At 72.0% G+C, this 24,756-nt stretch carries 20 protein-coding genes; 15 read left to right on the top strand and 5 right to left on the bottom strand.

The window, feature by feature from the left end; genetic code table 11:
• The first annotated feature begins 17 nt into the window (after positions 1 to 17).
• From ABZS40_RS04010 to ABZS40_RS04060, 11 genes are all read left to right on the top strand, one after another.
• Entirely contained in the window at positions 18 to 1,166 is a 1,149-nt protein-coding gene (locus ABZS40_RS04010) for an exonuclease SbcCD subunit D (RefSeq protein ID WP_354941674.1), read from the top strand.
• Complete coding sequence (locus tag ABZS40_RS04015) at positions 1,166 to 3,640, top strand: SMC family ATPase (protein WP_354941676.1); 2,475 nt, start codon at positions 1,166 to 1,168, stop codon at positions 3,638 to 3,640. Before ABZS40_RS04010 ends, ABZS40_RS04015 begins: the two co-directional genes overlap by 1 nt.
• Positions 3,641 to 3,754: 114 nt before the next feature.
• Complete coding sequence (locus ABZS40_RS04020; RefSeq protein ID WP_354941678.1) at positions 3,755 to 4,714, top strand: hypothetical protein; 960 nt, start codon at positions 3,755 to 3,757, stop codon at positions 4,712 to 4,714.
• Between the two features lie 18 nt (positions 4,715 to 4,732).
• On the top strand, positions 4,733 to 5,590 hold the full coding sequence (locus tag ABZS40_RS04025; protein ID WP_354941680.1) for a fused MFS/spermidine synthase: 858 nt from the start codon (positions 4,733 to 4,735) through the stop codon (positions 5,588 to 5,590).
• 125 nt (positions 5,591 to 5,715) lie between these two features.
• Entirely contained in the window at positions 5,716 to 6,408 is a 693-nt protein-coding gene (locus ABZS40_RS04030; protein WP_091400696.1) for a sigma-70 family RNA polymerase sigma factor, read from the top strand.
• Complete coding sequence (locus tag ABZS40_RS04035) at positions 6,405 to 7,187, top strand: zf-HC2 domain-containing protein (protein WP_354941682.1); 783 nt, start codon at positions 6,405 to 6,407, stop codon at positions 7,185 to 7,187. The genes ABZS40_RS04030 and ABZS40_RS04035 overlap by 4 nt, the downstream gene beginning before the upstream one ends.
• A gap of 203 nt (positions 7,188 to 7,390) precedes the next feature.
• The gene (locus ABZS40_RS04040; RefSeq protein ID WP_354941684.1) at positions 7,391 to 8,038 is read left to right on the top strand and encodes a hypothetical protein; all 648 of its coding nucleotides are present in this window, start codon (positions 7,391 to 7,393) and stop codon (positions 8,036 to 8,038) included.
• Between the two features lie 141 nt (positions 8,039 to 8,179).
• The gene (locus ABZS40_RS04045) at positions 8,180 to 10,243 is read left to right on the top strand and encodes a DUF6541 family protein (protein WP_354941686.1); all 2,064 of its coding nucleotides are present in this window, start codon (positions 8,180 to 8,182) and stop codon (positions 10,241 to 10,243) included.
• Positions 10,244 to 10,555: 312 nt separating this feature from the next.
• Positions 10,556 to 12,367 carry a stealth family protein gene (locus tag ABZS40_RS04050; protein ID WP_354941688.1) on the top strand — a complete coding sequence of 604 codons (1,812 nt, stop codon included), beginning with the start codon at positions 10,556 to 10,558 and terminating at the stop codon, positions 12,365 to 12,367.
• Positions 12,364 to 13,350: a hypothetical protein gene (locus ABZS40_RS04055; RefSeq protein ID WP_354941690.1), complete on the top strand. Its 987-nt coding sequence runs from the start codon at positions 12,364 to 12,366 to the stop codon at positions 13,348 to 13,350. The genes ABZS40_RS04050 and ABZS40_RS04055 overlap by 4 nt, the downstream gene beginning before the upstream one ends.
• Positions 13,347 to 16,184: a stealth conserved region 3 domain-containing protein gene (locus ABZS40_RS04060; protein ID WP_354941692.1), complete on the top strand. Its 2,838-nt coding sequence runs from the start codon at positions 13,347 to 13,349 to the stop codon at positions 16,182 to 16,184. The genes ABZS40_RS04055 and ABZS40_RS04060 overlap by 4 nt, the downstream gene beginning before the upstream one ends.
• A 48-nt stretch (positions 16,185 to 16,232) precedes the next feature.
• Here ABZS40_RS04060 and ABZS40_RS04065 read toward each other — a convergent pair whose 3' ends face one another.
• Positions 16,233 to 18,146, bottom strand: a complete 1,914-nt coding sequence (locus ABZS40_RS04065; RefSeq protein WP_354941694.1) for a stealth family protein — start codon at positions 18,144 to 18,146, stop codon at positions 16,233 to 16,235.
• Between the two features lie 423 nt (positions 18,147 to 18,569).
• Between ABZS40_RS04065 and ABZS40_RS04070 the strand changes: the two genes are divergently transcribed.
• The gene (locus ABZS40_RS04070) at positions 18,570 to 19,490 is read left to right on the top strand and encodes a DNA-3-methyladenine glycosylase 2 family protein (protein ID WP_354941696.1); all 921 of its coding nucleotides are present in this window, start codon (positions 18,570 to 18,572) and stop codon (positions 19,488 to 19,490) included.
• Between the two features lie 22 nt (positions 19,491 to 19,512).
• Here ABZS40_RS04070 and ABZS40_RS04075 read toward each other — a convergent pair whose 3' ends face one another.
• Positions 19,513 to 20,016 carry a DUF1990 domain-containing protein gene (locus ABZS40_RS04075; RefSeq protein WP_354941698.1) on the bottom strand — a complete coding sequence of 168 codons (504 nt, stop codon included), beginning with the start codon at positions 20,014 to 20,016 and terminating at the stop codon, positions 19,513 to 19,515.
• A gap of 95 nt (positions 20,017 to 20,111) precedes the next feature.
• Here ABZS40_RS04075 and ABZS40_RS04080 point away from each other — a divergent pair, with 95 nt between their 5' ends.
• Positions 20,112 to 20,606 (top strand): GNAT family N-acetyltransferase, encoded by a 495-nt coding sequence (locus ABZS40_RS04080; RefSeq protein ID WP_354941700.1) that lies wholly within the window; start codon positions 20,112 to 20,114, stop codon positions 20,604 to 20,606.
• Here the strand turns inward: ABZS40_RS04080 and ABZS40_RS04085 are convergent.
• The gene (locus tag ABZS40_RS04085; protein ID WP_354941702.1) at positions 20,581 to 21,003 is read right to left on the bottom strand and encodes an SRPBCC family protein; all 423 of its coding nucleotides are present in this window, start codon (positions 21,001 to 21,003) and stop codon (positions 20,581 to 20,583) included. The two genes, ABZS40_RS04080 and ABZS40_RS04085, sit on opposite strands and share 26 nt — an antisense overlap.
• 171 nt (positions 21,004 to 21,174) lie before the next feature.
• Positions 21,175 to 21,387, bottom strand: a complete 213-nt coding sequence (locus tag ABZS40_RS04090) for a hypothetical protein (protein WP_354941704.1) — start codon at positions 21,385 to 21,387, stop codon at positions 21,175 to 21,177.
• Positions 21,388 to 21,522: 135 nt separating this feature from the next.
• On the opposite strand from ABZS40_RS04090, the gene ABZS40_RS04095 reads away from it, so the two are divergent.
• Positions 21,523 to 22,638, top strand: coding sequence for an ATP-dependent DNA ligase (locus ABZS40_RS04095; RefSeq protein ID WP_354941706.1), 1,116 nt, complete (start codon positions 21,523 to 21,525; stop codon positions 22,636 to 22,638).
• A 58-nt stretch (positions 22,639 to 22,696) separates the two neighbouring features.
• Positions 22,697 to 24,268, top strand: coding sequence for an alpha/beta hydrolase (locus tag ABZS40_RS04100; RefSeq protein WP_354942078.1), 1,572 nt, complete (start codon positions 22,697 to 22,699; stop codon positions 24,266 to 24,268).
• Here ABZS40_RS04100 and ABZS40_RS04105 read toward each other — a convergent pair.
• Positions 24,195 to 24,707 (bottom strand): ion channel, encoded by a 513-nt coding sequence (locus tag ABZS40_RS04105; RefSeq protein WP_354941708.1) that lies wholly within the window; start codon positions 24,705 to 24,707, stop codon positions 24,195 to 24,197. The genes ABZS40_RS04100 and ABZS40_RS04105 overlap by 74 nt on opposite strands.
• Positions 24,708 to 24,756 lie beyond the last annotated feature (49 nt).

Raw genomic sequence — 24,756 nt, forward strand, 5'->3', positions numbered from 1 at the left:
TAGGGGCCGGCACAGCCATGAAGATCCTGCACACCTCCGACTGGCACGTGGGAAAGGTGCTCAAGGGGCAGTCCCGGGCCGACGAGCACAAGGCCGTGCTGGCCGGGGTGATCGAGATCGCCCGTGCCGAACAGCCGGATCTGGTGATCGTCGCCGGTGACCTCTACGACACCGCCGCGCCCAGCTCGGAGGCGACCCGCCTGGTGACCAGGGCGTTGACGGCGTTGCGGCGGACCGGCGCGGACGTGGTGGCGATCGGCGGCAACCACGACAACGGCCCGGCGCTGGACGCGCTGCGCCCGTGGGCCGATGCCGCCGGCATCACGCTGCGCGGCGGGGTGCGGGAAAATCCGGACGAGCACGTCATCGACGGCACCACCGCCGGTGGCGAGCGGTGGCGGCTGGCCGCGTTGCCGTTCCTGTCCCAGCGGTACGCGGTGCGCGCGTTGGAGATGTACGAGCTGACCGCCGCGGAGACCAATCAGACGTACGCCGACCACCTGGGCCGGGTGCTGGGGCGACTGACCGAGGGTTTCACCGAACCGGACCGGGTGCACCTGGTCACCGCGCATCTGACGGTGACCGGCGCGGCCACCGGTGGCGGCGAGCGCGACGCGCACACCGTCATGGGTTACGCCGTCCCGTCGACCGTCTTCCCGGCCACGGCGCACTACGTGGCGCTGGGTCACCTGCACCGGGCGCAGCGGGTCGAGGGCCCCTGCCCGGTGCGGTACAGCGGGAGTCCGCTCGCTGTGGACTTCGGTGAGCAGGAGAACATCCCCTCGGTGACGATGGTCGAGGTGACGGCCAGCACGGCTGCCCGGGTGCGGGAGGTGCCGGTGACGGCGGCGAGCGCGCTGCGGACGGTGCGGGGCACCCTCGCCCAGCTCGCCGAGATCGAGGCACCGGACGCGTGGCTGCGGGTGTACGTGCGGGAGCAGCCCCGCGCCGGCCTGCGCGAGGAGATCCAGGAGCTGCTCCCCCGGGCCCTGGAGATCCGGATCGATCCGGAGCTGTTGGCCGCGCAGGGCAGCGGCGCGCGCATCGCCCAGCGGTCGGGGCGTTCGCCCCGGGAGTTGTTCGCCGACTACCTGGACAGCCGTGGCCACGCCGACGAGGGTGTCCGGGAGCTCTTCGACGAGCTTTTCGAGGAGGTCGATCACTGATGCGTCCGATGCGGTTGGACATGGCCGGGTTCACGGTCTTCCGGGACGAGACCACAGTCGACTTCACCGACGCCGACTTCTTCGCGCTGATCGGCCCGACCGGTTCGGGCAAGTCGACAGTGCTGGACGCGATCTGCTTCGCCCTCTACGGCATGGTGCCCCGCTGGGGTGGCGCCCGAGGGTTGGCGAACGCGCTCGCGCCATCGGCGACCGAGGCGCGGGTGCGGTTGGTCTTCGAGTCCGGCGGCGCCCGGTACGTGGCGACCCGTGTGGTGCGCCGCGACGGCCGGGGCAACGTGAAGACCGCGAACGCCGGGTTGCAGCTCATGCCGGCCGGCTTCGACGTGACCAAACTCGACACCGGGTTGAGCCCGGACGACCTCGGCGATGTGGTGGCCGGCACCCCCGCCGAGATGGAGCAGGCGGTGCTGGAGGCGGTGGGGCTGCCGTACGAGCAGTTCACCAGCTGTGTGGTGCTGCCACAGGGGCAGTTCGCCGACTTCCTGCACGCCAAGCCGGCGACGCGGCAACAGATCCTGGTCAACCTGCTGGGCCTCGGCGTCTACGAGGATGTGCAGAAGAAGGCGACGGCGCGCGCCGCGCAGGCGGAGGCCCGGCTGGAGGCGGTCGACCAGGTGCTCGCCGGGTTGACCGGCGTGGACGACGAGGCGTTGGCCGAGGCCGACGCCCGGGTGGACCGGATGTCCGAGCTGGCGGCGGCGGTGGCCGAGGCGGTGCCGGAGCTGGCGGCGGCCCGGGTCGCCGCACGGGAGGCCGCGGCGGCGCTGACCGCGCTGGACGACGAGCTGACAGTGCTGACCGGGGTGCGCGCGCCGAATGGGGTGACCGCTGTCGCTCGCGCGGTCGCCGCGGCGCGGGCCGACGCCGAGGCGGCGGCGACCGCGGTGTCGCTGGCCGAGGAGCGGGAGGACAAGCTGCGCGGCGAGCTGGCCGCCGCCGGCGACGAGAGCGCGCTGCGACTGCAACTGCGGGCGTACGACGATCGGGATCGGCTGTCCGGCGAGGCCGACACGGTCCGGGCGACGGTGCGCGCGGCGGCCGACGAGCACACCGCGGCGGTGGCGGCCCTGGCCGCCGCACGCGTGGTCGCCGAGCGGGCCGACGCCGAGCTGGAGGCCGCCTTCCGAGCCCACGAGGAGGCGAAGGCCACCGACCTGGCGGTGAGCCTACGGGTGCACCTGCACGCCGGTGCGGCCTGCCCGGTGTGCGAGCAGCCGGTGGCCGAGGTGCCGGCGGTGCCGGCCGATTCGGCGGTGGCCGCCGCGACGGCGGCGGGCAAGGCCGCGCGGGCCGCGACCAAGGCCGCGCAGACCATCGTGCAGGAGCGGGACACGGCCGCGCGGGAGCTGGAGCGGCTGTTGGTGCAGGCGCGAGCCCGGCAGGAGCAGATGGAGGCGCGGCTGGCCGAGCTGGACGGGCAGCTCTCCTGCGCGGCCGAGCCGGCCGTGCTGCGCCGGGAGTTGGCCGAGCACGCCCGGTTGCGGCGCGCGCTGGAGGAGGCGGCGACGGCGGTCCGGGCCGGCCGCGAGACCGCTCGGCAGGCTCGGGCCGGGGTGGACGCCGCCGAGGAGCGGCTGCGGGCGGCGTGGCGGGCCTTCGACGCCGCCCGCGACGGGTTGGCCCGGTTCGGCCCACCGGCGACCGACCGGGACGACGTGGCTGCCGCGTGGGCGGCGCTGACCGGGTGGGCGACCACCGAGGCGGACCGCCGCCGCGCCGAGCGGGCCGGTCGGGCCGCCGCCGTGGCGAAGGCCGAGTCGGTGGCCGACGGGGTGCAGCGGGGCATCGCGGGCATCTTCGCCGCCGCCGACGTGCCGGTCGGGGACGACCCGGTGCACGCGGCGACGGTGGCGGTGGAGCGGGCCCACGCCGACCGGCGGCGGCTGCACGAGCGTCGCGAGCAGGCCGGGACGTTGCGCGAGCAGCGGGCCGGGCACGAGCGGGAGGCGCAGGTGGCGCGCGCGCTCGCCGGGCACCTGCGGGCCAACAACTTCGAGCGGTGGTTGCTGGCCGAGGCGCTGGACCTGTTGGTCGACGGCGCATCGGGGATCCTGCGGGAGTTGTCCTCCGGGCAGTACGAGCTGGTGCACGACAAGGGCGAGTTCGTGGTGGTCGACCACCACGACGCGGGGCTGCGGCGGGGCGTGCGCACCCTGTCCGGCGGTGAGACGTTCCAGGCGTCGCTGGCGTTGGCGTTGGCGCTCTCCGAGCAGTTGGCCGGGATGTCCACAACGGCGGCGAGCCTGGAGTCGATCGTCCTGGACGAGGGTTTCGGCACGCTCGACGCCGCCACCCTGGACACTGTGGCGGCGACCCTGGAAAACCTGGCGGCCCGGGGCGATCGGATGGTCGGCGTGGTCACCCACGTGCCGGCGTTGGCCGAGCGGATCCCGGTCCGCTTCGAGGTGCGCAAGGATGCGCGTTCGGCGCGAATAGAGCGGACGGGCCGGTGAGCGCGAGGAGTGCAGCGCAGCGGAGCCCCGCAGTCGCGAACGAAAGGCCAGCTCGGTGAGCGCGAGGAGTGCAGCGCAGCGGAGCCCCGCAGTCGCGAACGAAAGGCCAGCTCGGTGAGCGACGCCGCGTTCTTCGTGGATTCGTGGGATCCGGCGTACGGGGCGTCGTTCGAGGCGTCCGCCGCCGGGCCGGCCGCGCCGAGCAGCGCCCAGATCGACGCGGACGTGGAGGTGCCCGCCGTGGACTGGCGGGCGATCGGGGTACGCCCCGGGGTGCGGGCGCCCGACGTGGTGCTGCTGGTCGACGGGGTTCGCCGCATCGACGCGAGCATCTGGACGGCCGAGACCGACGGCGTGTCGTTCCCCGGGTTGGCCGCCTCGTACGCGGCCGGGGTGGTCCGGTGTGACCTGGGGCGGGGTGCGGCGCAGTTGGCGGGCACCCGGGTTGGTCGGGGCCTGTTCACCGCGAGCCCGTCGGCGCAGGATGTGGTGGCGGGTGCGATCCGTTACCCGGTGCACCGGGTGGGTGGCACCGGTGAGCTGGCGAAGCTGCCGGCCGCCGTGCAGGGCCCGCTGACCGCGTTGGAGGTGGCGGTGTCCGACGCCGCCCGGGTCGACGGTGACCTGTTGGTGGTGGACGGCCCGCTGCGCAGTCGTCGGCAGTTGCCGCGCACCCTGGGCTACATCAAGACGCAGCACAGTCAGTACCTGGATGCCCGGTTGACAGCTGTGGTGACGGGCATGGCGTCGGGTGAGCGGTCCCCGGTGTTCCGGCTCGGCACCGCCTGGGGTGGTTGGTCGTGGTATTTGCGGCTGCCGGTGGCGATCGGCGCGCCGTGGGCGGGCATCGTTCGGGTGGAGTGCTCCGCCGACCTGCCCGTCGAGGCGGCGATCGAGCTGGCCGACCTGTCGCTGGTCACCCTGCCGCGTTTCGCGTCCACCCCGTACAAGGATCCGCGGGCCCCGCAGAACCTGATCCCGATCGCCGGCCTGGAGCGCCGGCTGCGGGCCCTGCTCGGCGATTCCCGGCTGCTGCACCGTGCGTTGACCGCTGCGGCCCGCGCCGCCCGATGAGCGCGGATACTGGTTCCGGTGGGGCGTAAACGGGCGGGTGACCGCGTGGTCGAGCAGGTCGACACCGGGCTGGCGGAGTTGGTGCCGGATCCGGACCGGGCCGGCTCGTGGACGCTGCTGCTGGACGGCGCGCCGCAGTCGCACGTCGACCTGACCGACCCCACGCACCTGGAGTTCGAGTACGTGCGGCGGCTGGCCTCCGCCGTGGATCTGATCGCACCGGCCGGTGAGCCGCTGCGGGTGCTGCATCTGGGTGGCGGCGCGCTGACCCTGCCCCGGTACGTCTCCGTCACCCGGCCCGGGTCCACCCAGCGGGTGTCCGAGGTGGACGGTGCGCTGGTGGAGCTGGTCCGTCGGGCGTTGCCGTGGCCGTCCGACGCCCGGTTGCGGGTGCGGGTGGAGGACGCGCGGGCGGTGCTGGCGTCCACCCGGGAGGCCAGCTATGACGTGGTGGTGGCCGATGTGTTCGCCGGTGCGCGTACTCCGGCTCACCTCACCTCGGTGGAGTACGCCGCCGAGGTGGCCCGGGTGCTCCGCCCCGCCGGTTGGTACCTGGCGAACCTGGCCGACGGTCCGCCGCTGCGGCACGCCCGTGGGCAGGTCGCCACGGTCCGTTCGGTGCTGCCGCAGGCCTGTCTGGTGGGGGACGCGGCGGTGCTGCGTGGGCGCCGGTACGGGAATCTGGTGCTGGTCGCCGGGCGGTCCACACCGCCGGTGCCGGAGCTGACCAGACGCGCTGCCGGCGACTGGTTCCCCGGTCGGGTGATGGCCGGCGACGACCTGGACCGCTTCGTCGGTGGCGCGCAGGTGGTGCGGGACGCCGACGCGACCGGCTCCGATCCGCCACCGCCGGGGCTGTTCTCGGTACGCCGCTGACCGTTCATTCGACAGCGGCGGGGAAGTATTTTCGTCGTTTGTTGATCCGCTGGGGCCGGCGCTGCGTACCACCGGGCGGCCCACCTCGTGGGCCGGCGTTGGTCACGGACATCCCGGAGGTCTGCATGCACGCGGTGGCGGCCGGTTGGCATGGCGACGCGGTACGCGCTGACTGGTTGTCGGCACGACCCTCGTCACGGTCAACCTCGTCTGCCCGGGGGGTCGACGCGCGGGCGACCCCTCGCCAGAATGGTCCGGTGACGCCGCGACCGGCGCCCGGGCGCCATCAGGCGACGACAACCGAGGCCAGCCACTCCGACCAGTTGATCCGTCAGCTCTATGCCGAGCACGCCGGCCCGTTGCTGATGTTCGTCATGCGCCTCACCGGGGGGGACCGGCAGCGCGCGGAGGACATCGTCCAGGAGACGCTGCTGCGGGCCTGGCGCAACGCGCACCGCCTCGGCACGCAGGGGCAGGGTTCGCTGCGGCCGTGGTTGGTCACTGTGGCCCGTCGCATCGCCATCGACGAGCACCGCAGCCAGGAGGCCCGGCCGCCGGAGACGTACGACCGGGACCTCACCGCGTTCGCCGAGGCGGACAGCACCGACCGGGTGCTGCGCACCATGACGGTGGCGGACGCGCTGCGTACGCTCAGTCAGTCGCACCGGGAGATTCTGATCTCGACGTACTTCCGGGGGCGGACGGTGCCGGAGGCCGCCGAGGAGTTGGGGCTGCCGCTCGGCACCGCCAAGTCGAGGGTCTACTACGCGCTGCGCGCGCTGCGCACGGCTCTGCAGGAGCGGGGGGTGACAGAATGAGCCGGCCGGACCACATGGACGTCGCTGCGTACGCGCTCGGTGTGCTCGACGAGCAGGACACTGAGCGGTTCGAGGAGCATCTCGCCACCTGTTGGGCGTGCGCGGCCGAGTTGGAGACGATGGTGCCGGTGGTCGGGCTGCTCTCCGACATCGACGGCGAGACGATGATGGCGCTGGAGCAGACGGCTACCGACCCGGCCCTGCTGGACCGGACGCTCGGCGCGGTCCGGGCCGACCGGCGGCGTACCCGGTTTCGTCACCTACTCGCGACGGCCGCCGCGGTGGTGGTCTTCGGCGGTCTGACCGGGTACGGCTTCGTCAGCGTGACCGGCAACGAGCAGCCGCCGGGGGTGCTCGCCGAGTCGACGCCGAGCGCACCCAACGACCCGCCGACGAGCGTGCCGACGGCCGCGCCGAGCGGCCCGGGTGTGGGCGGCACCGAGGTGGAGGGTGACCAGGTCGAGGCGACCGATCCGACCACCGGTGTGCAGACCACCATGTTCCTGGTGACGAAGGACTACGGCACCCGGATCAATTTCAGCCTGCGGAAGTTGCCCGGCCCACGCGTCTGCCGACTGGTGGTGGTGCGAAAGAACGGCGGCACCGAGGTCATCTCGAGCTGGTCGGTGCCGGATGGCGGTTATGGCACCAACACCCGACCGCAGGGTCTCGAACTGAGCGCCTCCACGTCGGCTCTGCCGAAGGACATCAAGCAGCTCCAGGTGCAGTCGGTAGATGCCAACGGCGTGGCGAGTCCGCTGGTCACCGTACCCATGTAAGCGTGTCTACCGCATCGGCGCCGGTCATTGTCACAATGACCGGCGCCGATCTGTCGTTGGGTGAAGGACCCCTCGCGGGGGCGTACGCATGGCGGGCAGAAACGGTTCAATGGTTTTACGTGAAATTGACCACTGTTACTACTTCAACCTTGACAGCCTGCCCGCCGTACCTATGGGTGAACTGTCAAGAATGAGGAGGGCACGTGGCACAGATGAAGCGGACCGTCATCGTCGCGAGCGCGATGGTCGCACTAACGGCCTGCGCTCCCGCAGGTTACGACGGGGCGAACTCGAGCGCGGCCGAGCCGGTCGCCGTCGCCGCGGCCGAGCCCACCGCGACGGTTGAACCTGAGGCCTCGGCGACCCCGGAGGCGCCCGCCGCCGACGCCCCGCCCGCGGACGTCGACCTGACCGAGAAGTTGGTCGGCAAGAGCGTCGCCCGGATGGGCAAGGTGGTCATCGACCAGGACGGCTGGATCCTGTACCGCTTCGACAAGGACACCGCCGACCCGCCGTCGTCGAACTGCGTCGACAAGTGCGCCGAGGTGTGGCCCCCGGCACTGACCGACGGCAACCCGGAGCTCACCGGCGTCTCGGACGACAAGGTCGGCAGCGTGACCCGGCAGGACGGCACCCGTCAGCTCACCATCGCTGGCTGGCCGGTCTACCGCTACATCGGTGACAAGAAGCCCGGCCAGTGGAAGGGCCAGGCTGTCGGTGGCACCTGGTTCGTGGTCCAGCCGGACGGCAAGAAGAACCTGAGCTGCCTGCCCAAGGGCACGCCGAAGGCGGTCGCGCCGCCGGCGGACAGCGGCTCGAACGACGCCGGCGGCTCGGGCTACTCGTACTGAGCCTGGTCGCCCACGAGGGCACGGTGGTCGGTCGTTCGCCGGGGAGGGCGCGACCGGCCACCGTCGGGCACCACCCACCGCCCTCGTTCCGGTACTCTTCCGGCCGCTGCGGCTGCGCGGCGACACGGGAGGAAACCAATCTTGACCACACTCATCGCCCTTCTCGTGGCCGTCGTGCCCGGGGCGCTGCTCGGCTTCGCCCTTCCGCCGGGTCGGTACCGCTGGGTTGCCTGGGCGGCCTCCCCCGCCCTGACCCTCGGCCTGATCGCGCTGGCGATGGCCTGGCTGCCCGCGCTCGGACTGCCCGACAGCGCCTCGGCGGCGCTCGTCGCGGAGCTGCTCGTGGCCGGCGCCGCGGTCGCGCTCTCCCAGTTGCTCTACCGGCGGCGCAAGGCCGCTGACCAGCAGCCAGCCGCCGAGCGCGGCGCCGACGACACGAACGGCGACCAACACCGCTCATGGGTGTCGCGCTTCCGGATCCGGCCGGTCCTGCCGCGCCGTGCCGACCTGATCGCCGTCACCGTGCCGTCGGTGGTGAGCCTGGCGTACGGCTGGGCGATGGTGGGAAGACTCGCCGCCACGCCCGGCTGGGACGCGATGAACCACGGGTACATGGCGAGGCGCATTCTGGACACCAACAGCGTCGACATCCCCTCGGTGTGCAGTTCGGGTTCGACCGACACGGTCACCTCGTGCGAGTTCTATCCGCTGGCGGAGAACGTCGCCTGGGCGCAGGCGACCCACCTGTCCGGCGGGTTGCTGAGCACGACGATGACCGCGTGGGCGATAGTCATCGGGCCGCTCGCCCTGGTCGCCGGCATCTACGCCGCCGTCCGGGTCCTCCGTGGAGGGCCGGTGATCGCGGCCGCCGCCGCCACCGCTCCGGCCTTCCTGGGCCCGATGTGGACCTCACTGATCACCGGGCGGGTCAACGAGCAGACCGCTCCCTGTCTGGCCGGTGGGGTCGCCCTGCTGCTCGCACTCTCCCTGCGCGGCCCACACCCGGTACGGCTCGGCCTGCTGGCCGGTCTCGGGGGCGCCGGCATCGTGATGATGCACTCGTACGACGTCCTCTTCGTCGGCGTGCTCGCGCTCGGTTTCCTCCTGGTGGTGCCGGGGGCCCTGACCTGGCGGCGCAGCGGGGCGGGCATCGGCGCGGCGGCCGTCGCGGGCCTCGTCCCGATCCTGCCCCTGATCGGCGTCATCCTGGGCGCCGGCGGCGAGCGGATCACCGAGCCGCCCGACCTGCTCGGCCAGTGGGGCAAGGCGATCGAATACTGGGTCACCGATCCGCAACGCTACGTGCTGTGGGGCTTCCCGGCGCCGGGAAACGATGCCCAGCTCGATGGGCTGGCAGTTCAGGTCGGCGTCTGGATCGTCATCGCCTGCCTGCTCGCGTCTCCCCTGTCGCTGGTGCTGCCGCAGGTGCGCTGGGCCCGCCCGTGGCTGCTGGCCGGCGTCCTGTTCACGCTCATGGGGATCTGGACCGTCGCGTCGGGCTCCTCGGCCGCACAGGCCCTGGCCGGCCTCTGGTACGGCGACGCCGAACGACCCCGTTCGATGATCTTCCCGGTGTACGGGGTGCTCACGGTGGCGGGCGCGACCGTCATCGGTTTGGGAGTCCAGTGGCTGCTCGTGCGGTTCGTCGCCCGTGCCGGGACGCTGCGCGGATCCGCTGTCCCCACCGCGATCGCGGCCGCGGTCGTGGTGGCGAGTCTGGCGTCGCTCGCTCTGGTGCCCGACACGTGGCGCCCGCTGCGCAAGACGATGGTGCAGCGGGCGCCGGTCGGGCCGGAGTACACCCGGACCTTCGAGTGGCTGGCCGAGCACACGCCGCCGGACAAGGTGGTCGCGTACGACCGGCACCGGCAGTTCATGTCCTGGGCCCACGCCGACTACGGCGTCCCGACGCTGTTCGGGATCCCGCCGCTGGAGAAGGTGGGCCGGGACAACTACACGGACCGGTGGCGGGCGTTCAGCTGGCTGGTCAACCAGAAGAAGGCGCCGAAGAACCAGGGCTGCACGGTACGCCGGTTCGGTATCGAGTACGTGGTGGTGGGCGGCCGCGACTACAAGGGCTGGCGGGCGAACTACGAGCAGAAGCGGCTCGACGACAGCAAACGGGTGACCCTGGTCCACCGGGAGGGCCACGTGCGGATCTACCAGGTCACCGAGGCGGGGCGGGCCTGTTCGTCCGCGCAGTGAATGGTAAATGCACCATTTGCCAGGTGTAATCCGAACGGACAGTTACCCGCAGGTGAGGAGAGGGTGTACCGGCGGAGATCGCACTGGTACCTTTCCGCTGCGCGACCGGCGGGGTGAGGCGGCCGCCCATGCGGCATGCCCGCACAGGCGGTGGGACGACGCCGACCGCTCGCCGGTCGACGACAGGAAACGGGGGCAAGGCGTGGAACGCAGGGTGATTCTTGCCCTTCCGCGGTCGGAACGGAGTGGCCCGGCCCGCCCGCGCCGCCGGATCGCGAGTGACGCGCGTACGCGTCGGAACGGCGGTCGAGCATGATGCTGCGCCCTCACCGGGTGGTGCCGAAGGCCTACCGGGACAAGCTCATCCAGCTCGTGCCGCCTCAGCGGCAGCTCTGGCTCGTCCGTCGGTTGACCCAGGTCACCGCCGCCCGCCGATCCCGGACCGCGCCCGGTGAGGTGCGTCAGGTCCGGGATGTCGACGGCCACCGGGTGCAGGCCCGGGTCGTCGAGGAGGCGACGCCGCTGGCCCTCCGGCAGCGCAACCTGGACCTGGTCACCCAGGCGTTCGACAGGGCCGGGATCGACGGTTTCCACGTGCGGCACGCCGACGACCTGCGCAGCGCGATCGCCGTGCCGCGCAAGCACCGGGTGAAGGCGCTCAAGGTGCTCGCCCGGGCCACGTCGACCGACGGGGTCACAGTGCGTTTCGTCGACTCCGGCCGCCGCGAGGTCAGCGCCAGCCACCGGGACGCCATCGCACAGGTCTTCCACGCGGTCACCGACCCCTTCGGTCACACCGTCCTCGGCAGCGCCTTCGCCTGCGAGGTCGAGTTCTGGCGTACGGTCATGCCGCAGGAGAAGCCCGAGGCGGACCTCGTAGCGCCGCGCGGCAACCAGGTCGCCACTGCCGTACCGGAGACGGGCGAGACGATCCGCGTCCCGGCGTCCCAGCTCAGCCGCTTCGTGCCGGCTGGTGGGCCGGCCACCTACCGCACCCGGTCCGAGTTCGCCGGCCTGGGCCACGAGCACATCACCTTCCCGATCGACCTCGTCTACACCTGGGTCGACGGTGACGACAGCGACTGGCAGGCCCGGAAGAACGCGGCCCTGCGCGAGCACGGGCAGGCCGAGATCAATCTGGTCGGCGCACACTCCTCCCGCTACGCCAGCCGCGACGAGCTGCGGTATTCACTGCGCTCCGTGCTGTCGTTCGCGCCGTGGGTCCGCCAGATCTACCTGGTGACCGACGACCAGGTCCCGCCGTGGCTGGACGTCGAGCACCCGACGGTGCGGGTGGTGCGCCACCGTGAGATCTTCGGTGACACCGGCCAGCTGCCGACCTTCAACTCGCACGCCATCGAGTCCCGGTTGCACCTCATCCCGGGCCTCAGCGAGCACTTCATCTACGTCAACGACGACATGTTCTTCGGGCGCCCGCTGCTCCCGACCACGTTCTTCCACGCCAACGGCATCGCGAAGTTCTTCCCGTCGCCGGCCCAGTTGGACGTCGGCCCGGCGACCGTCTACGACGCGCCGGTGACCGCGGCCGGCAAGAACAACCGCCGGCACATCGAGGAACGGTTCGGACGCACCATCACGCAGAAGATGCGGCACGTCCCCTACCCGCTGCGCAGAAGCGTGCTGGAGGACATCGAGCGGCACCTGCCGGCCGAGGTGGTGGGCACCGCCGGGCATCAGTTCCGGCACCCGAAAGATCTCTCGATCCCGTCCTCGTTGCAGCACTACTGGTCGTACTTCTCCGGTCAGGCGGTGCCCGGGTCGATCCGCTACACGTACGCCGACCTTGCCGAACCGTCCACCCCGGTGAAGCTGGCCAACCTGCTGGCCCGGCGGCACTGCGACGTGTTCTGCCTCAACGACACCGACTCCGGCGAGGTCCTCCTCTCCGAGCAGCTCGCCATGCTGACCGACTTCCTCTCGGCGTACTTCCCATTCCGGGCGCCGTTCGAGCTCCCGGCCGAGGTCGAGGCGGAGCGGGCGACGATGACGGCGACGGCGCGGGCCGCGACGTACCTTCCGAAGGCCGCCGCGGTCGCCGGTGAGCAGCCCCTCACGGCGGGCGGGGTCGACGGGACGACCGACGAACCCGAGTGGGTCCGATGAACCCGACCAACCCGATGGCGCAGCCCCGCCTGCTGCAGGCGATGCACGGTGCCCGCCGTCGCGCCGGTCTGGTCACCGACCGGCTCGTCGAGCGGGTCACCCGTCTGCGGCACGACCCGGTGGCTGGGCTGCCGCCGGCCGACTGCGACTTCTTCGCCGTCCTCGACGGGCGCACGCTGCACGTGCACGCGGTGCTGCCGGCCGACACCGAACCGACCGACCGGGCCATGATCTTCTTCGTCCGCGACGGCGACACGCTCCGCTGCCCGGCGAGGGTCCGGCGGGAGGCCGGTCGGCTCGCCGTGGAGGCGGTGGCCCGTCTCGGTGACTCCACCGACGAGATCGCGCTGGGCAAAGGCACCTGGTCGATGGGGCTCGCGGTCGACGCCGGCCCGGCGGGTGAACGTCGCTTCTCCCTGACGGTCGAGGAGACCCCGGATCGGGACGGACCGACAGTGGGCAACCCGCCGCACCCGGTGTCCGGCTGGTCGTACCGGCCGGGGCGCAGCGGCGACGGGCTCGCGCAGCTCACCGTCACCGGCGCGCGCGCCAGGGCCGAGGTGGTCCAGCTCGCGACCGGCCACGCCGAGGCCCGGATCCGGGCCCGCTTTGTCGGCGTACGGGCGCAGGACGCTCCGGCGATCGTCTTCACGCCGCGGGGCGGTGGCACCGACGTGGTCGTGCCCATCGCGCCGGTCGGCGACGACTTCGAGTTCGGCGTGCCCCTCGCCGACCTGGCGCCGGACCAGCTGGGCGAGGAGGTCATCTGGGAAGCGTGGGTGCGTACCTCCGCCACCCGCGTGGTCCGGCTCGGCCGGTTCCTGCACGACCTCACCGACCCGCGTACGGTCCTCCGCGTCAGCCGGGCCGTTCTGCCGCTCGACGGCGACCAGTTCGCTGGTTACCGCCCGTACTACACCCCAGCCGGCAACTTGGCGGTGGCCTGCCTCCGCTTCACACGTTTCACGGGGACCCCGAGTTGAAGATCACATTCCTCCTGCTGACCGCCGATGCCATGGGCGGCACGGAGCGCGCCATCCTCACGCAGGCCGACCACCTCGCGCGACGTCACACGGTCGAAGTGATCAGCGTCTACCGCACCAGCGACGAGGGCTTCTTCCAGGCCGACGAGCGGGTACGGATGCGGTACCTCGTCGACCTGACCGGCCCGGCCCCGCGGCCGATCCGCCCGACGAGCGTCGACGACGAGGCGTACGCGGCGCTGTACCGCAGCCCGAGCCGGTTGATGCCGGCCCGGTGGGAGAAGCAGGGCAGCCGCCTGGCCGACCTGGAGATCGACCGCGCGCTACGGTCGCTCGACACCGACGTGCTCGTCTCCTCCTCGCCGGCGCTGATGGCCATGGCCACCACACTGGCGCCGCCCTCCGTGGTCACCGTGCACCAGGAGCACCGGCCGTCGCAGTTGCGGGGCGGAACCGGCGAGCCGCTGTTCCAGTTCGCCCCGCGACTGGACGCGCTGGTGGTGCTGACCGACCGCACCCGGGACTGGTTCGTCGACACCTTCGCCTCGTCCTGCCCGCGGATCGAGGTCATCCAGAACAGCATCCCCGACGGGTTCCGTCCTCGGTCCACCCTGCGCAACCCGGTGGTGAGCGTGGCGGGCCGGATGGTGCCGGAGAAGCGCATCGACCACGCCATCCGCGCCTTCCGCACGGTCGCCGACGCGTACCCGGAGTGGACGCTGCGGATCTTCGGCGACGGCCCGCTGCTCGGGGAGATGCGCGGCCTCGCCGCCGACCTCGGCCTGAGCGACAACGTGCAGGTGCTCGGGCCCACCAACCGGATGGTCGAGGAGTGGTCGAAGACCAGCATCGCGCTGCTCTCCTCGCGCGACGGTGAGGCACTGCCGTTGGTGCTGCTGGAGGCGTTCGCAGCCGGCGTGCCGGCGGTGGCGTACGACATCCAGACCGGTCCGGCCGAGATCATCACCCACGGCGCGAATGGCTTCCTGGTCAGCTCGGGCGACATCGACGGTCTGGCCGACGCGATGATGAAGCTCATCGCGGATGATCAGCTGCGGCAGGACTTCGGTGACAGTGCCCTGCGCGCCGCCGAGGACTACCGCATCGATCCGATCATGCAGCGCTGGGAGCAGCTCTTCGCGGACCTGATCGCGGGGCGGGCCGAGGGCGAGCAGGCGCGTGCCGACCGGCTCGCGGCGTGGATCGGGCGCACCGGCGGAGCCGGCTTCGCTCCCGCCGCTCCCCGTCCCGCTCATGTCACGAGCGGGTTGGACGTGGCGACCGTCGAGGAGCGCATCCAGGAGACCGTCGCCGGGCTGGTCCGCTCCAGCGGTCGCCTCAGCGTCGTCCGGGACAACCTGACACCCGCCGACGCCGCCCACGAGAACTTCACAGCGGTGACCGATCTCCTCTGGCGCCGTGGCATCTCCTACTGGGTGGCGCGCGACCACGGCGTCCGATACCGGGTGGTGGTCGCCCAGGAGCATCGTGACGCGGTCTTCGCCGCCTTCGCGGAGGAGTTCTCCGCCGCGCCCTTCTACGCCGAGACCCTCACCACGGGCGCCAAGGTCACGGCCGTGACCCTTGCCGCGCGCCTCACCAGCGAGAGTCAGGCCGCCGAGGCCATCGGCCTGCGGCTGTTCCGGCCGGTGGTGTCGTCGTCGCGGACCCTCCGGTACGGGCCCGCGCTCGGCTGTGACGTCGAGTTCTGGACCCCGTCCCAGGACGGCTCGGCGCTGGTCGCCACTCGTCCCACACTGATCGGCCCCAGCGTCCCGGTGACGGCCATGACACCGGCCACCCTGACCGTGCGGGGTCGGGAGCATCCCACCATCGAGCCCTTCACCCACCGACTCGTATCCGATGTGGACTTCCCGGTCGACGTCGTCTACACCTGGGTGGACGGGGACGACCCGCAGTGGCGCGCGGCCAAGGACCGGGTCCTCGCGGAGCTGGGGCGGGAGCCACTCGCCGCGGCGGACGGATCGGCTCGTTTCCGGGACCGCGACGAGCTGCGCTACTCGCTGCGCTCCATCGACATGTACGCGCCGTGGGTCCGCAACATCTACGTGGTGACGGCGGGGCAGACCCCGACCTGGCTCGACACCGACCACCCCCGGGTCTCCGTCGTCGACCACCGCGAGCTGTTCGGTGGACGCGGCACCCTGCCGACGTTCAACTCACACGCCATCGAGTCGCAACTGCACCACATCGAGGGCCTCGCCGAGCACTTCATCTACTTCAACGACGACTTCTTCCTGGGCCGCCCGATCCGGGAGACGCTGTTCTTCGACCCGACCGGCCTGGCGAAGTTCTTCCTGTCGCCGACACCGATTCCGATGCTCGACGTCGCGGCGGAGGACGACTACAACTTCAGCGCGGCCAAGAACAACCGCCAGCTGATCCGGAGCACGTTCGGTCGTACGCTGACCCATGGCCTGCTGCACGCGCCATACGCGATGACCCGCAGCGTCGCCAACGACCTGGATCGGCAGTTCGCCGACGACGTGAAGCTCACCGCCTCGTCCCAGCTACGGTCCCACTCGGACGTCTCCGTCGCGTCCTCGCTGCACCACTACGTCGGCTACCTGACCGGGCGGTCCGTGCCGGGCAGCATCCGGATGAGCTACGTCAACACCGGCGAGCCGTCGGAGCACCCGCAGCTGACGCAGATCATGACGACCCGGAGCTACGACTCGTTCTGCCTGAACGACACTCACCACGGTCACCTCGACGCGGCGGAGCAGGGCCGGATCGTCATGACCTTCCTCGAGAGCTACTTCCCCGTGGCCAGTCAGTTCGAGCGAGGCAGCATCCGCAACCGGGCCCGCTGAGCGGAGCCCTGTCGAGGTTCCCGCTCAGCGGGAACCTCGACTTCGGTTCTACCGCGGCGGAAGGTCCGATCCCGGGCGGCGATCCTCCGCCTGGTGGGCGGCATGCCGGCCGGAGGCGATGCGGCCCGAGGGTAACGTCGGCGCGTCCAGCCGCGGTCCTACCCGGGGTTTGTGCACCACTGCCGAGTCCGCATGCCGGCCGACCCGGAGTGCGGGGGTCGTCGGCGCGTCCAACTGCCTGCCGCGCCGATCCGCGCCGCGAGCCTGTCGCCACAGGTCGGTGGCCCCGAGCTTCCGGCGTTCGGCGATCACGTCGTCGGGCAGCTCGAACGGGGCCGCGAAGGGGAGGTAGCGCGGCAGGAAGTCGGCCAGCATGCTCTCCTGCTCCTGGAACGCGTTCGGGTCCGAGTCGGTGTCGTTGAGGCAGAAGACGTCACGGTGCCGACGAGCGAGCAACTCGGTGAGGCGGGCGGGCGTCGAGGGATGACCAAGGTCGGCGTACTCGTACTCGATGTCCCCGGGGACCGCCTGCGCGGTCAGGTACGCCCAGTACTGGTGCAGCGACGACGGGATGGAGAGGTCGCCGTGGTGGCGGAAGCGGTGCTGGGCGGTCGCCGTCACGTCCGCCTGCAGGGTGACCTCGATCTGGCGCATGATGCTGCGCCGGAGTGCGAACGGCGTGTGCTTCATCTTCTGGGTGATCGTGACGCCGAACTGCCGCTGGATGTGCCGGCGGTTGTTCTTTCCGGCAGCCTTCACCGGCGCGTCGGTCGGCTTCGCCTCACCCAGCCCGAACTGCGCCGGTGACAGGAAGAACTTCGCGATCCCGTTGGCGTGGAAGAAGTGCGTCGGCAGCAGCGGCCGGCCCAGGAAGACGTCGTCGTTGAGGTAGAGGAAGTGTTCGGCCAGACCGTCGATGCGGTGCAGCCGGGCCTCGATGGCGTGGGAGTTGAACGACGACTGACCGCCGAGGTCGGCGAAGAGCTCGGCGTGCGACACGACGGTGACCATCGGGTGGGTCGGGTCGAGCCAACTGGGCAACTGACTGTCGGTGATCAGGAAGATCCGGCGTAGCCACGGTGCGAAGCTGTGCAGCGAGCGCATCGAATACCGCAGCTCGTCGCGGTTGTGGTAGCGCGAAGTGTTCGCCGCGATCGCGTGCAGCGGACCATCGGGGGTGCCGAGTGCGGCCATCTTCCGCTTCAACCACTCCGGGTCCGAACCGTCCACCCAGGTGTAGACGGCGTCGATCGGAAAGCCCACCCGGTCCGGGGCGCGAACGGTGAGATCCCGCCGGGTGCGGTACGTGTGGTCGTCCGCCTCGGGCACGAAGTGGCTGAGCAGCGCGGCGGCGACCCGGACCGGCTCCGCCCCGGCGGGCGCCTCGTCGATCACCGCGTTGTGCCGGGGGGCGCGGACCACGTCGTCGTGTCGCGTCCAGAACTCGACCTCGCAGGCGAACTGCGCGCCGAGGACCACGCCCGCTCGGGCGTCGGTCATCGGGAACCAGATCTGGAACACCTCTGCCGGCGCCGCCTCCGGCTGATCCCGGCCGGGCAGCACCTCGACGACCCGGACGTGCGCGCCCTCCAGCGCGGGCGCCGACCGCACCAGCCGACTGACGGCGGCACGGTGGTCGTCGAGAACCGCTACGGAGCTGCGGAGGAAGTCATCGTTACGCAGGCAGTGGTAGTCGATGCCGGCCGACTCCAGGGCACTCGTGACCGCCGTCAGGTTGCGGTGCCACAGCTCCAACGGCGTGGCCGTGGCGACCACCTCGGCCCGGGTACGGACGCCGCCGTCAGGCACCGTCACGCAGGCACCCAGCGGGTGGACAGTGCCGCCCCCGCGCGGCCCGGAGAGGGTACGCACGACCCCCATCCGTCGGTGCGCGGGAAGCAGGTTGACCAGTCGGCGCCGCACAGGTGGGGGCAGCGCGCGGTAGATCCGTAGAGCGATCATGCGGGAGGTCGTTCTGAACGGACGTAAACTCGCGCAGCCATCACCGCATGCCTCTCCACAGCTCCCCGTAACGCTGCGCGACGAGCTGGGCAGGGTTGAGGCGCACGCGGCGACTGCCGCGGATCACCGACCACCGCCCAACCCCGGGCCTGCCCGTTCCGGACGGGTATAGCCGCCGCAGGTGAGCCCGTAGCAGCATCTTCACCTACTGGTCATCAAACAACCACACGATCGATGCCCCGCCCACCGACAATCGTCACATATAATCGTCTTGCCCTATTTCGCCCACCTAATTCTGTCCGTTCGGTTGGTACGAATGCGGCACAACGGTGGACCGATGATGTCTTCCCGCTGCTGCCGGATCCGGCCGTGCACCGGTATACCGGCTATCCGTGCCGCCTCGGTGCCTGGCACAGTGGCGGGGTGACCGCCACGGAGCCCGCCGCGACCAGGGTGCTGCACCCACCGGTCGGCTACCGGCTGACCGCCTCGGTCCGCGCGCTCACCTTCAGCCCGTACGACCCGTGCGCCCGGGTGGCGGCCGGCACCTTCTGGTGGGCCACGCGCACCCCGGACGGTCCGGCCACGCTCGCGCTGCGACCGGCCGGCGGCGAGTTGCTCGCGGAGGGGTACGGGCCCGGCGCCGAGCACGTCCTCGTCCGCGCCGACGCGATCGCGGGGCTGCGCGACGACCTGACCGGCTTCACCGAGCTGGCCGCGGCGCACCCGCTGGTCGCCCGGCTGGCCCGGGAGCACCGAGGGCTCCGGATGCCCGCCACCGGGGAGGTCTTCCCCCGGCTGCTGCGCGCGGTCTTCGAGCAGAAGGTCACCGGCAAGGAGGCCTACCGGGCGTACGCGGCGATGGTGCGGCACTTCCGGGAGCCGGCTCCCGGCCCGTTGCAGCCGCTGCTCCTGCCGCCCGAGGCAGCCGCCGTGGCCGCCACCCCGTACTGGGTGTTCCATCCGTTCGGGGTGGAGCAGCGCCGGGCCGACACGCTCCGTCGCGCCGCGGCGCTCGCCGACCGCCTGGAGCGCAGCACCGACGCCACCGACGCCACCCGCCGGCTGACCGCGATCCCCGGCATCGGGCCGTGGACGGCCGCCGAGGTGGTCCGGATCGCGTACGGCGACCCGGACGCGGTCAGCGTCGGCGACTACCACATCCCGAACACTGTGGCCTGGGCGCTCGCCGCCGAACCGAGGGGCGACGACGCCCGGATGATGGCCCTGCTGGAGCCGTTCCGAGGTCACCGGGGTCGGGTGTGTCTGCTGTTGGAGGCGGCCGGCATCCGGGCACCGAAGTACGGCCCGCGCGCCCCGATCCGCTCGTTCGCCCGGTTCTAGGGTCTCGCCAACGCCACTGCGGTCAGCGACCGGCGCAGAGCCGACGCAGGGTACGGCCGAGCCACCAGGCGTACGTGTGCTGCACGGCGCGAACCGCCGGGCCTCCGGCGCGGGTGAACCAGCGGTCCGGCAGGCTGAACGCGCGGACCTCGAACCAGACCGCGCCGGCGTCGTCGCGGACGACCTCGAACGCCTCCTCGCCCCGCTCCGGGTGCCCGGGCAGGGTGCCGTAGCCGAAACCGGCGAGGGTGGGCGAGTCCGCGCTCCAGACCACCTGGCACGGCCCCCAGAGGCGGGCCGGGCCAACCCCGAGGCCGGAGGTCACCAGCACGCCGGCGGTGGCCCGCAGCGCGTCGGTGCGGATCCGGACGCCGGCGGCGCGGTGCAGCCGCCAGCTCAACACCGCGTCGGCGGCGGTGTCGAAGCAGCCGCCGGGCAACGGATACCGGTGGCGCAGGTGGTGGTATCCGCCGGGCAGCGGCCCGTGCCGGGTCGACCCCACCTCCGGGTACGTCAGCTCGGCCACCGTTCCCCCTCGACCTCGACCGGACACGGTCAGGGTACGACCGGCGCGGCCGGGCCGCCCGTCGATGGCGACGGCGGCTGTGGTGTGCTGCCCCGATGAACGCCGAGGCGAGCATCATCCCGGCCGGTGTCGCGGACGCCGGCGAGATCCTCACCGTGCAGCGCGCCGCGTACCTGAGCGAGGCGCAGCACTACGGCGATCCGTTCCTGCCTCCGCTGACCGAGACGTTGGACGAGGTCGCGGCGGTGCTGGCCGGCCCGAGCATCGTGCTCGCCGCCCGGTTGGGGCACCGACTGGTCGGCTCGGTGCGGGCCCACCTGGACGGGGACACCGCGCACGTCGGCCGTCTCTCGGTCGCCCCGGACCAGCAGGGGCGGGGTGTCGGGGCGCAGCTGCTCGGCGCCATCGAGCGGGCCTGTGCCGGCCGGGCGGCCCGATTCACACTGTTCACCGGCGCGGACAGCGCGCGCAACCTGCTGTTGTACCAGCGGCACGGCTACCGGATCGTGGCGCACCGCCCGGACCCGAACGGCATCTCGTTGGCCGTGTTGGAGAAGCCGGCCGTCAGCCCCGCTCGCAGCGACGCCTGAGCCCGTCGGCCTCCATCCGCACGTAGCGGCGGAACAGCCCGCCGTACAGCCGGCCGATCAGGCCGGCCAGCGGCCCGGACTGGCTGAAGGCCAACTCGACGCGGGTACGCCCGTCGGGCAGCGGCAGCAGCCGGTGCTCCGCCGTGGTCCGTACGCCGGGGGCGTCGGAGACCCAGACGAACTCCCGACGCTCGGTCAGCTCGGTGACCCGCCAGACCGCCGGCCGCAGCTTCGGCTGGGTCAGTCGTGCGGTCGCGCCGACGGCGAGCGGCCCCGACTCCCCCCGCTCGGCCCGGGTGACCGAGTCCGTCCACTCGGGCCAGCGGGGCACGTCGACCAGCACCGCCCAGACCTGCTCGGCGTCCGCGGCGATCTCGGTGTCGGCCTCGAACCGCATGGTGTCCCCTCCCCGGCGGCGCCGCTCGGCACCGCCACGGGTGCAGACGAGTCCGCCGGGAGCATTGTGACACCGCCGCTCGATCCCGTCCGACCCTCCTCAGTGGAGGTGGCTCGGGCCTGGCACCCCGCTCCTGCGGGCCGCACACCGCGCGCCGCCGCCGCGCGCCGGTCAGGCGGCCTCGTGCAGATCGGCCAGGGTGAGCGGGGTACGCCGACGCAGCAGTTCCTCCAGCTCGGGCACCGAGCCGACCTCACCGAGCACGTTTCGACCGCCGCCGAACCGCTCCGGGTAGCGGCGGGTCAGCCGGAAGCGGTGGCGGCCCCGGATCAGCTCGACGCTCACCCGCCACCGCCCGCAGCAGCCACAGACCCACTCGGACACCTCGCGAAAGTAGCTCTGACCTGGGGTTATTAGATTCGCCCGGCGGGGACGAGCGGTGCGTAGCCGGACACGCCGCCCCGCCATCCACGGTGATCTGCCTCACGGCTGTCGGCACCGTCTGATTGACTGGTCGGCGTGGACCTGCCGATCAACCCCCCGGTCGAGCCGATGCTGGCCAAGAGCGTTCCCAAGCTGCCCACCACGCCCGGGGTGACCTACGAGCCCAAGTGGGACGGGTTCCGGTGCATCGTCTTCCGCGACGGCGACGAGGTCGAGTTGGCCAGCCGGGGCGGCAAGTCGATGACCCGCTACTTCCCCGAGGTGGTTGAGCAGGCCCGCCGGCAGCTGCCGGAGCGGTGTGCGGTCGACGGCGAGTTGATCGTGATTCGGCGCGACGGGCCGAGCGGCCAGCCCCGGCTGGATTTCGAGCTGCTGGCCCAGCGCGTCCACCCGGCCGCGTCCCGGGTGAAGATGCTGGCCGAGACCACCCCGGCCGACTTCGTCGCGTTCGACCTGCTGGCGATCGGTGACGAGGCCCTGCTCGACCAGCCCTACCCGCGCCGCCGGCAGCGGCTGGTCGAGGCCCTGGCCGGGGTGCGCCCGCCGGTGCACGTCACCCAGGTCACCACCGATCCGGACACCGCGCGGCGCTGGTTCGACGTCTTCGAGGGCGCCGGGCTGGACGGTTTGATCGTCAAGCCGGCCGACCTGCCGTACGAGCCGGGCAAGCGACTGATGTTCAAGGTCAAGCATGCCCGCACCGCCGACGCGGTGGTGGCCGGCTTCCGCTGGCACAAGTCCGGCCCGGTGGTGGGCTCGCTGCTGCTCGGCCTGTACGACGACGCCGGGGTCCTGCACCACGTGGGCGTGAGCGCGTCGTTCAGCATGGCCCGACGGGCCGAGTTGCTCGACGAGCTGGCGCCCTATCGGGACACCGGCGGCGAGCACCCGTGGGTGCACGGCGACCACGAGCGTGGCCAACGCATCCCGGGTGGGGTCAGCCGATGGACCGGCACGAAGAACCTGGAGTGGGAGCCGGTGCGCCCGGAGCTGGTGGTCGAGGTGGGCTACGACGCCATGGAGGGCGAACGGTTCCGGCACACCGCCCAGTTCGTTCGGTGGCGCCCGGACCGCGACCCCCGATCCTGCCGCTACGACCAGCTCGACCGGCCGATTCGCTTCGACGTGGACCAGGTGCTGCGCGGCGACCCGACGGCCACCGTGGACCGAGCCGCCAGCGGCTCGGCGTAGCCTGGCCGCCGACCCGATTCCGGAGGACCACGTGACCCGCACCGCCGACCAGCCTCGGATGGCGACCAGCCGCCGGGTCCGTCGCACCCTGGCCGCCTTCGGCGTCGCCGCGCTGCTCACCGCCGGTTGCACGCTGCCGGCGTTCGCGCCGCGCACCGAAGTGGAGGGCGCGGCTGCCCCGACCGGCAGCGCACCGAACTGGCGGCCCTGCCCGGAGGTGCCCGACGAGCTGGTCGGGCGGAGCGCACCGAACATGCGCTACGAGTGCACCCGGATCGCGGTGCCTCGCGACTGGGGCACCGGCGGCGGAGCGAGCGCCGGCCCGGGCGCCGGGCAGACCTTCGAGGTCGCCCTGCTGCGCGCCCGGTCCACCAAGCAGCGCGACCGGATCGGCTCGTTGGTGATCAACCCGGGCGGCCCGGGCGGCTCCGGTGTCGACACCGCCGTCTACCTCTCCTTCGGCCCCCAGTTCGGCGGGCTGCCCGCCTCGATCACCGAGCGCTTCGACATCGTCGGCTTCGACCCGCGCGGGGTCTCCCGGTCCAGCCCGGTGAAGTGCATCTCCGACGGCGACCTGGACGCGAGCTTCGGCTTCGACCCGGACCCGGCGAGCCAGTCGGCATTCGACGGCTTCGTCGGCCTGAGTCAGCGGATCGGGCGCGGTTGCGGCGACCGCTACGGCGACCAGTTGCCGCTGTACGGCACCGAGCAGGCCGCCCGCGACATGGACGCGGTACGCGCCGCCGTGGGCGACGACAAGCTCACCTACCTGGGCTACTCGTACGGCACCCTGCTCGGTGCCACGTACGCCCAGCTCTACCCGCAGCGGGTGCGGGCGCTGGTGCTCGACGGCGCTGTCGACCCGCAGCAGCGGCTGGTCGAGGGCTCGGAGAGCCAGGCCCGCGGCTTCGAACGGGCCTTCACCAACTTCACGCGCTGGTGCGCGGCGAACGCCGGCCGCTGCCCGATCGCCCCGGACGCCCGCGCCGCTGTCACCTCGGCCATCGACAAGGCCAAGGTCTCCCCGGTCCGCGGCGCGGACGGGCGGGAGGCCACGTCCGGCTGGGTGTTCTACGCCGTCATCTCCTCGCTCTACACCGAATCCGGCTGGCAGGAGCTGGCCCAGGCGATCGACAAGCTGGCCGAGGGCGACCCGAAGGACGTGTTCCGGCTCGCCGACGCGTACGCCGGCCGGGAGGACGACGGGCACTACTCGAACCTGTTCGACGCCAATCTGGCCATCAACTGCGCCGACGAGACGGAGAAGCCGAGCCGGGCGCAGATCCGGCAGTTGCAGTCCGAGTGGCGCGGCAAATACCCGCTGTTCGGGCCGGCGTTGGCGGTGGGCATGTTGAGCTGTGTCGAGTGGCCGGGCGGGCGCGACCCGTACCCGACCGGGAAGGCGAACGGCGCACCGCCGATCGTGGTGGTCGGCACCACCGGCGACCCGGCGACACCGTACGAGCAGACCCCACGGCTCGCGTCGATGCTGGGCGTCGGTCGGGTGCTGACCTGGGAGGGCGAGGGGCACACCGCCTACCCGCAGACGTCCTGCATCACCAACGCGGTCGACGCCTACCTGATCGACCTGACTGTGCCACCGGAGGGGCAGCGCTGCCCGGCCCGCTGACCGGCTCTGTCGGCGGCAGTGGGAGCAGATCGATCCCCTGCCGGGCGGCCAACTCCTCCAGCAGCGCCCGCATCCGGCGCACGTCGGCCTTGAGCTGCTCCTGCTCCTCATGCTCGAAGGCGTTGTCGTCGACGATGAGCCGGCTCGCGAAGTGCGCGGTGATCAGCGGGATGACCAGCAGCACCATGGTCGAGATGAGCAGCGCCGCCAGTGTGCGGCCCGCCCAGGTGGTCGGCGAGATGTCGCCGTATCCGACGGTGGAGGCGGTCACCACCGCCCACCAGACGGCGTCGGCCGGGCTGCGCTGCTCGACCTCCCCGTAGATGACCCCGGCCACCACGATCATCAACAGGTACGAGGTGATCAGCGTGCGGGGCGAGTTCGCGAACCACACCAAACCCCGGTACACCCAGCGGAACGGCAGCAGCAGTAGCTCCATGCCGCCCCATGCTGCCCGTTGCCCGCAACCGACACAGACCCATTCGCCG

This window comes from Micromonospora sp. NPDC005324, assembly GCF_040607155.1.
Taxonomy (GTDB): domain Bacteria; phylum Actinomycetota; class Actinomycetes; order Mycobacteriales; family Micromonosporaceae; genus Micromonospora; species Micromonospora trifolii.